Annotated in this window: 11 protein-coding genes; 2 read left to right on the top strand and 9 right to left on the bottom strand. The window is 67.6% G+C overall.

Annotation, left to right across the window (positions count from 1 at the left end; all coding sequences use genetic code 11):
• Positions 1-239: 239 nt before the first annotated feature.
• Both ACWDSL_RS35440 and ACWDSL_RS35435 read right to left on the bottom strand, forming a co-directional pair.
• Positions 240-1,139, bottom strand: coding sequence for a hypothetical protein (locus ACWDSL_RS35440; RefSeq protein WP_450492054.1), 900 nt, complete (start codon positions 1,137-1,139; stop codon positions 240-242).
• Between the two features lie 251 nt (positions 1,140-1,390).
• Positions 1,391-1,723, bottom strand: coding sequence for a hypothetical protein (locus ACWDSL_RS35435; RefSeq protein WP_450492053.1), 333 nt, complete (start codon positions 1,721-1,723; stop codon positions 1,391-1,393).
• A gap of 175 nt (positions 1,724-1,898) precedes the next feature.
• Between ACWDSL_RS35435 and ACWDSL_RS35430 the strand changes: the two genes are divergently transcribed.
• Complete coding sequence (locus tag ACWDSL_RS35430; protein ID WP_450492052.1) at positions 1,899-2,210, top strand: GntR family transcriptional regulator; 312 nt, start codon at positions 1,899-1,901, stop codon at positions 2,208-2,210.
• Positions 2,211-2,272: 62 nt separating this feature from the next.
• Here the strand turns inward: ACWDSL_RS35430 and ACWDSL_RS35425 are convergent, their stop codons facing one another.
• From ACWDSL_RS35425 to ACWDSL_RS35395, 7 genes are all read right to left on the bottom strand, one after another.
• Positions 2,273-2,842: a GNAT family N-acetyltransferase gene (locus tag ACWDSL_RS35425; RefSeq protein ID WP_450492051.1), complete on the bottom strand. Its 570-nt coding sequence runs from the start codon at positions 2,840-2,842 to the stop codon at positions 2,273-2,275.
• The gene (locus ACWDSL_RS35420; protein ID WP_450492050.1) at positions 2,835-3,455 is read right to left on the bottom strand and encodes a lasso peptide biosynthesis B2 protein; all 621 of its coding nucleotides are present in this window, start codon (positions 3,453-3,455) and stop codon (positions 2,835-2,837) included. Before ACWDSL_RS35420 ends, ACWDSL_RS35425 begins: the two co-directional genes overlap by 8 nt.
• 5 nt (positions 3,456-3,460) lie before the next feature.
• The gene (locus tag ACWDSL_RS35415) at positions 3,461-5,137 is read right to left on the bottom strand and encodes an albusnodin/ikarugamycin family macrolactam cyclase (protein ID WP_450492049.1); all 1,677 of its coding nucleotides are present in this window, start codon (positions 5,135-5,137) and stop codon (positions 3,461-3,463) included.
• Between the two features lie 73 nt (positions 5,138-5,210).
• Complete coding sequence (locus ACWDSL_RS35410; protein WP_450492048.1) at positions 5,211-5,357, bottom strand: albusnodin family lasso peptide; 147 nt, start codon at positions 5,355-5,357, stop codon at positions 5,211-5,213.
• Between the two features lie 371 nt (positions 5,358-5,728).
• Positions 5,729-6,229 carry an NUDIX domain-containing protein gene (locus ACWDSL_RS35405; RefSeq protein ID WP_450492047.1) on the bottom strand — a complete coding sequence of 167 codons (501 nt, stop codon included), beginning with the start codon at positions 6,227-6,229 and terminating at the stop codon, positions 5,729-5,731.
• 506 nt (positions 6,230-6,735) lie between these two features.
• Positions 6,736-6,975 carry a DUF7848 domain-containing protein gene (locus ACWDSL_RS35400; RefSeq protein WP_450492046.1) on the bottom strand — a complete coding sequence of 80 codons (240 nt, stop codon included), beginning with the start codon at positions 6,973-6,975 and terminating at the stop codon, positions 6,736-6,738.
• A 142-nt stretch (positions 6,976-7,117) separates the two neighbouring features.
• Complete coding sequence (locus ACWDSL_RS35395) at positions 7,118-7,534, bottom strand: ATP-binding protein (RefSeq protein WP_450492045.1); 417 nt, start codon at positions 7,532-7,534, stop codon at positions 7,118-7,120.
• A 145-nt stretch (positions 7,535-7,679) separates the two neighbouring features.
• Between ACWDSL_RS35395 and ACWDSL_RS35390 the strand changes: the two genes are divergently transcribed.
• The coding region (locus tag ACWDSL_RS35390) for a helix-turn-helix domain-containing protein (protein WP_450492044.1) at positions 7,680-7,917 on the top strand (238 nt) is incomplete at its 3' end.

Genomic DNA, 7,917 nt, shown 5'->3' with positions numbered 1-7,917 from the left:
GAGCCGCCTAAGGGAATCGAACCCTTGACCTACGCATTACGAGGGAGTTTCACCCCCTTCGGCTCACCTGCGGAAACCTGGTCACAGGCCGTTTGACCTGCGAAAACGTATCTTGTTCCATCACTCCCGATCACAGGCTTTCCTGGCCTCATCCGTACTGAATACGTACCGGATGCGTACTGCGAAGAAGCCTCAGGCACCCGGCCCGACCTGCGAGGATGAAGCGGGTACCCAACCCATCATGCCGCCCGCGACTGACGGCGGCGGCGGCCTTTCGGCTGCGGCTTGAGGCAGTGCCGTTCGTGTGCGGTGGCCACTCCAGCGGCGGCCATGGCGCGGGTGCGCCAGCTCCCCCGGAGTCCGTACGGGAGCTTCATCGTGTGGTGCCGGGCCTCCCAACCGGTGACCGTGTAACCCGACAGGCTGCTGACCCGCGTCACACTGCCGATCGTCTCGCCGTGCCGCCGCAGCAGCCATTCACCGTCGAAGGTCGATTCGAGCTGTACGAGGGCGTACCCGTCGCCGAGATCGGCGGACATGTCCACGGTGCGAATGACGCGCTCGGCGGGCTCGTCCGCCGGGGGCTCCGGAGTTTCGACACGTGACGTTTCCACGCGGCGCGTAGTGGTCGCGGCGGCGACGGCCAGCGGCCGACGGCTTCGCGTCGGCGACGCGGTCCGTGCGGTGCCGACCACGGGCGCGGGCTCCGGGGGCTGCGGTGAGGGGGCCGACTGGCACACGCTCTCGTCTCGGCGCCCGGGGTCCGCGCTGCGGATGGCGCCCACGAGGTCGGCCGCGATGCGCTCGATGGTGTCGGGGGCCGCGTCGAGCCCATTGGCCCCGTCGGGGACCGGACGGCCGTTCCGTATGGCGCCGGCGGCCAGCTCGGCTCGGTGCACCAGGGCGACCGTCAGAGACAGGATTCGATCCGAGGCGCCGCCGTCCCCGGTGGGCTTCGGGAGACGGACCACCCGCGCCACGGAGGCGGTGTTTGGCTCGCGCTGTCGCTCGGTCGCGCGGGCGCGGTACGCCTTGGCCTGGCAGGCGCGCGAGCAATAAAGAGCCGGGCGCCCGGTGCGGGCTCGTGGCGGCAGCGTGGCCGGGCAGACGGCGCACGTCGAGTTGTCGGTGTGACTCACGATTCCCCCTCGTTTCGTCACGTGTGACGTTATGCAGCTCTAGTGAGCATTCGCCTTGCTTCATGGCGGCTCGTAACGGAATCGCAGCTCGGGCGGCTTTCGCTGCCCGGACAGCAGGAGGCCCCGCCCGGCACGGCGGCCGGACGGGGCGCGGCGAGGCTCATCCGATGGTTCAGCGGGGGCACACCAACGGCGGCGTCATCGGACCACGCTACGGACGGGCGAAAGCTCCGCCGCCAGACTCCCGGTGGTCATGCGGCCAGCTTCGCAGCGGCGAACGCGGACAGGGGGAAGGGGGCTCCGGGATAGGTATACGGGTAGTCCTCGCCCATCGCGGCCAGTTCGGCAGCGCGCCGCCGTTCCCGGATGGCACCGAGTTCCATCGTGACTTCTGCCTGTTGCTCGAACAGCGCACGGGCCTGCTCCTTGCTCGGGCTCGGCCAGGGGCGGGACCACGGGCTGACGGCGCCAGGCTCGGAGCCCGGGGCAGGCTGGTCGGCGGGAGGGGCCGAGCGGTGGCGTCCATGGGAGGGCAGCAGTATCCGCAGCATCCACACCAGGGCAAGGGCGATAGCATCGCGCATCAGTCGTTCAGCTCCTACATAGCTGTTCGGCGGAGCCCTGGTGAACCGGTCCTACGCGGTGCACCAGGGCGCTTTCGTCTGACGACAGTAGCCTTTGACGTCAAGAGACGTAAAGACACGTAAAGGCACTTCCCCCTAAGTGCAGTGTCGTCACGCTGCGGCTAGCGTCTGCCGTGTGGACGACTACGGCCCAGATGACGAAGTCGAGCGCGACGCGCCCGAGCCGCCGTATCGGCAACTCGCGGGGATCTTGAAAGCGCGCATTGAGCGCGGCGATTGGAAGATCAATCGGCCGATCGCTTCCGAGGCGCGGCTGGTCGACGAGTTCGGTCTGTCGCGTCCCACCGTCCGTAGAGCGATTGCCGTGCTGGTTGAAGAGGGCATTCTGTTCGTCGTACCGCAGCGCGGAACCTACGTTGCGGAGCCGCAACCGAGCGAGACATCCGAGCGCTCCGACAGTTCGGACGTTTCAGGTTCAGAGGTGTGAAGCCTCGCCCGCGGGCCACCTCGGCGGCACGCGGGCGGGCGGTTACGACTCTGGACAGCGAGCTACGCGGTGCTGACGCTGGCGGTCACGGCGGACGGTCCGGGGAAGTCTTCCGGCAGTGCGTCCATGATGAGCTCGTCGACGGGCTTGCCGAGCCAGTAGCCAGACCGGCGCAGGCGTCCGGACTGTTGGAATCCGGCCTTCTCGTAGGCTGCGATTCCGGCGCGGTTGGGTTCCAGCACCTTCAGCCACACCATACGCAGGGCGCCCAGGTGAAACGCCCAGTCGAGAGTGAGGCGGGTTGCCTCGGCCGCGTATCCCTTCCCCCGCGCGGCCGGGGCGAGGACGATCACGAACTCGGCGGTGCGTACAAAGGTGTTGATCTGCAAGACGGTCATGCCGATGGCCGTCATGTCGTCCAGCCGCACCACTTCGAACTGTTGGTAGCGGTCGTTCCCGCGCTGCCGCTCGTATCCGGCAGCGCGGACTTCCCACGCCTGGGGGAACTGGTTCCCGTACCCCAGGATCGTGCGGGCGTCGTTCTCCCACTTGTGATACTCGGGCAACATGTCGTGACGGGGCATGCCGAGGGCGAGTTGTTCGCCGGTCAAGAGGATGTGCGGGTCACTCACGGGTTTCTCCGTTCCGGCCCTCGTCGGTGGGGCCGGGTCCGTCTGGCGTGTAGGTGGGGGTGTAGAGCGCGGTGTCCGCGGGTTCTTCGACTGGCGCCCCTTTCGGGTCGGCTATCCATGCGTGCAGCCGTACGGGGTCGGTGGCAACGCCATGCCGCCACTCGGCGCGCCGTCCGGCAGCGGCGAGGAGCACGGCGGCGGCGGTCGACTGTTCCAGACACGCCCATCGCCCCGGGATCACTCGCGAGGCCCAGCGCACGGCGCGCACAGCGTATCGAGCCTGACGGTGCGTGGCGGGCGCAAGTGACCGGCCGCAGCAGGCGAGTCGCACCAGTCGGGAGAACCGTCTCCTCCGGTGGCCGAGCCCCTTTGCGGCTGCGGTGAGAAGAACGGCGGGGACCGCGCCCACGCGCCACCACAGGGGTACCGGCGCCCGCCCGGGGAGAACGGCGGGCACTTCGATGGTTCCCCATGACGGGGCTGCCTCGTCGAGCCGTACGACGGTGGTGCCCATGGCCGCAGCCTCCGCAGAGGCGGGGCGTAGCTCGGTTCGTCCGGTGTCGTAGTCGATGAGTACGCAGGCGTGAGCGGTGAGCGCCGCCACCGTCCGCACGCCGCTCACCGTGCACCCGTCTGGGCAGGTGTGGTCCATTCGATGGCGGGTGCGCTCTCGACGGCCTCTAGCCACGCTTCGGCTCCGAGGGTAGGCAGCAGGGATGCCCATATGGTCTCGGCCCCGAGCGCGGCGGCGTGGACGGTGGCGCGCAGAGGTGAGGGGTCGATGAGTCCCAGAGCGGCGAGCCGCCCGCCGGCGAGGTCGAGCACGCGCCGGAGGTTGGCCCGTAGACCGCGGTGGAAGTCGCCGGCGAACACGCCTTTCGTGGCGCGGCGGCGGTGTTCCTCGGGCAGCAGGTCGCCGCACGCGTCGACGAGCAGCGGCTTGTACCGGCGGGCCGAGAACCGTTCCCAGGCGGGCGCGGACACCACCGCGTCGAGGACGGCGCCGTCAAAGTATGGGTTGTGCAGCTCGACGCCGAGGGAGTCGGCGAGCTGGACATCCGCGTACGCCGCTCGCGTCACGTTCCGGATGGCGGCGGTCAGTACCGCGTCGGCACCTCCGGCAGCCCTTGACGGGTCGGGTACGGACGCGACGAGCCACGCGGGCCGGACAAGCCAGGGGCGGGCGATGCGGTGCGTGTCACCGCGCAGCGCCGCCCAGACCAGCGGGCCGGCGCTGCGGCGGCGCAGCCGCGCCCAGTCCTGCGCGTCCCGGATCATCCGCAGCAGCCGCCCCCGGCGGGCGAGGTCGACCAGGTGTGTCGGCGAGGGCAGGAACAGATTGTCGCCGCCGTCGCCTGTCAGATGGCATACCGCGCCCTCGGCGGCCACCGTGCGAAGTTGCGCCGAGAACATCGCCCAGACGGCAGACGACGGCGCGGGCTGGTCGGTGGCGGGCAACGGCTCGTCGGCAGGCGTGAACGGAAGGTGCCGCGCTTCGAGCGGGAACGAGGTCTTGGTCAGGCCGCGAATCTTCAGGGACCGCGCATAGTGCAAGTCTCCGCCCTCGCCGACTCCCGACGGGTAGGCCGTCATGCCGATGATCGGCCCGTACCGCGCGGCAAGCACGGTGAGCGTGGTCGAGTCCATCCCCGCCAGGTCCGTTGACGACGGCACCCCGGCAACGCGCACCCGGACGCCCTCGTCCAGCGCCCGGCGAACAGCCCGCCGCGCCTCATCGAGCCGACGCTTGCCCGGTGACCACCACGGCGACAGCGAAACCATCCCGCTCGCGCTCAGCGCCAACCGGTGACCAGCCGGAACGGGAGTGACGCCGGCCCACGCGCTCCGGTCCCGCGCTGGTGCCTGCTTGTCCAGCAGATACGAGGCGAGCCATTCGGTATCCACGCTCCGCCCTGTCAGGCTGGACAAGGCGAGCGAACTCGCCCCCCACACAACGCCACCGGGGGTGTTCACTGTGTAGACGGGACACGCGCCGGCCGCATCGGTGACCACCTCAACGGCTCCCCGTTCGTCCGTGCGCACCACTGTGTACGAGCCTGCCCATGCGCCCGCCACCGTCGCCAGGTCGGGCACGGTGAGCGCGCGGGCAAGCTCCGTCTCGTTAGCCGAGCACGGGCCGAAGACTGCCAGCCGTTTCTTGCCGTCTTCAGCTGTGCGTACATGGCGCGATGCCCAGTTGCCTACCGCCCATAACGCGGGCTTGCTCCAGATCACGCGGGCGTCGACCGGCACAACGGGCAAGCCGCCGGGCGCGGCCCCTCCAAACCACCGCATCCGAACCCCTTCACTCCCTCGCGTTGCGGGGAACGGGAACGGCGGCCCCCGAGCGGGGGCCGCCGCCCGTTCGTCAGTCGTACGGGTCCTGTTTCGACTCGACGCTTGAGTTGTCGCTGCCACGCGTCAGGGTGGCCGCGTCGCCGAGGACGATCACCGCAGGCTGTTCGCTGTCTTCCGCGGGCACCGCCGGGGCTGTTTCGCCGACATCACGTGTCATGTGCGTATCCCTCCTCTCTATCGCATTGATGGAGTGGAACAACCGCCTTTGCACGGTCGGGTATCGACCACGCGCGCGCAAGATGGCAGATGCGCCCCGTCCGTTCGCGCCAGAGCGCGTTGAACGCGCACGGACGGGGCGGGTGTCCCTCACCGCAGTACGGCACCCTCGTGAGCGCGCCGCCTGAGGACTGGCGCACCGTGGGGCGGGCGGGGCGGGAGCTTGAGCGCGTCCGCTCTTCTCGCGTGCTCCCCACCGGGGGACTTTCCCGACCGCTCCCGGCATGAGCACGAGAGACGGAGCAGCCGGGATCTTGCACCCGTGCCAGCCCCCGCCCGTCCAGGGTCGGGGTCGGCTCGGGAGATCACGGGTTAGGCGGCTGACTGTGCGCCCAGCACGAGCAGCGGGAGTTGCTTGCCTTGCTCGATGGCGGACAGTGCCCTACGGATGCGCCGGGCCTGGTACGGCGCCGTGTAGTCGTCCAGTTCATTCGGCCAAACCCATGCGAACGACTCCAGTTCACCGGTCGCCTCTTGGGGAATGCCTACAGCGTCGGCCTGCTCATCCGTCAGCGTCCCACCGTCGACGACGATGTTGAGCCCTTCGGCCACTTCGGTTTCGTGGTTGAACGGTACGTAGTCGAGCGCCAGGAAGTGAGTCAGCTTGCGGACGAGCCCGGTTTCCTCCATGAGTTCGCGCGTCGCCGCCTCGGCGGGGGTCTCGAACTGTTGGGCTCCGCCGCCCGGAAGTTGGTGCCCCTCACCGTACGTGGGCTTCACCAGCAGCACGCGGTTCTGCCGGTCCCGCACGAGCACAACGGCGCCTATACGCCTGCGGGGCGGTACTTTGAAATCGACGTCGACTTGATCCATTCAGCTTTCCTCTCATAGCTAGGTTGTCGGCCCACCCCGGCCGACTGGCCCTTCCCATGACAAGGCGACCGGGGCGGGGGCTTTGAATTACGCGGCCACGTAATCAGATTCGGGCGCGTGCTCACTCACTAAAGACGAGAGAACCAAGGGACGTATCATCAGTAAATAACGTGCGGAATAATCGCACGTCGTAAGGGTGAAGTGTTGCCCCTCCAATAAGTTCCGCATGATTTCTGCACCCCCCTCACAGTTGCATCCCCAATTCCGCAGCATTCGACCCGGGTTCGGAAAGTCGTCGCGCAGCCGGTCCGGAAATCGCCGCAGAACCCCGCCGCGTTCCCGACCGTCACCGGGCGGAGGGTCGAGGGCCTTAGCCAGCTCGGCAGCCCGGGCCCGTAACCACTGGATAGCTAGACCGGGGGTGTCTGCCCTGTGGGCGCCTAAACAGAACTTCCATGCCCGGTCCGGAGTCTGGGCGACTACCTCGCACCAAAAGCCATCGATGATCACAGCCACGCTCCGGGCTCGAAACGGCATGGTCGAGTAATGATCTCCCGATAGGTGAAGTGTTCCGCGTTGGCCTTGAGATGGTCGTTCGCCCATGACTGAGCATCGGCCTGTTCTTCGGTGTCGTCCCCCGCCGCGCCACACACCGCGCACTGCATGGCAAAAGTCAGTGGCTCGGCGTCGGGCTCCTCGTCGGGGATGAGCCGGTATTCTCGGAACCGATAGATAGCGCGGGTCATGTCGCCCTTTTCCCTAGACGCTCTTCGTGCTCTCGAATCTGAGCCGCCAGCACTTCGGCGCGCCGCGCTAGTTCTGCCAGGGTGGGAAGTTCCCCGCCGCCTTCTTCTTCCTCCTGCGGCTCCGCCGGGGGCGTCTCACCACTCATTCGGCCACCTGCTTACCGGTGAGGGACATTTCAGCCCAGACGATTTTTCCAATGACGCGCTCACTTACGCCCCATTTTTCCGCCAAGGCTTCGACTACAGCGAGCCCGCGCCCGGATTCACTTTCACTCTCTTCGCCGTTAGGCGAACAGCGCGGGCAACCGTCCCCGCTGTCCTTCACCTCAACGCGGAGCCGTCGAGGGTTCAGGTCGAATGTCAAGGCGATTTCACGCCCACGCGCCGTTTTGGCATGAATTACGGCGTTCGTAACGAGTTCGGAGATGATGAGTTCTAGATCATCTTTGAGACCATCTAGTTCCCACTCGGTAGCTAACTGCCGTGCAAGCGTGCGAGCCGTCTTGACGCTTGCCTTGTGTCGCGGGTAGCGGGCTTGCGCCCTCCGTTCGTCGTCCATGGGGCTCCCTCTGGCCAGATGACCAGCGGTGTGACGTGGCGTCACAAGCCGTGTGGGGCTGGTGAGTCGCGCCGCACTGCAACCGGATAGCTACCATGCACCTTGGAACCACCAAAGTGTCAAGTCCCTACTTCGAGGAGTCCTGATGACCGTTGCCGCCACTGTCGGGAGCGGGCAGACTGGCGGTAGAGACGAGCAGAGGAGGCAACGCGGCGTGCCCATCAGCCACAACCCGACCATCCGTCAGCGGCGACTGGCCCGCATCCTTCGGGATCTCCGAATCACAGCCGGGTTGAAGCACTCGGACGCCGCGAAGATCCTTGGCTGTGCCGAATCCAAGATGACTCGGCTTGAAAACGCTCAGTCGGGGATCAGGGTCCTTG

It is taken from the genome of Streptomyces sp. NPDC000941 (assembly GCF_053599555.1).
This window is presented reverse-complemented; position numbering and strand designations above follow the sequence as displayed.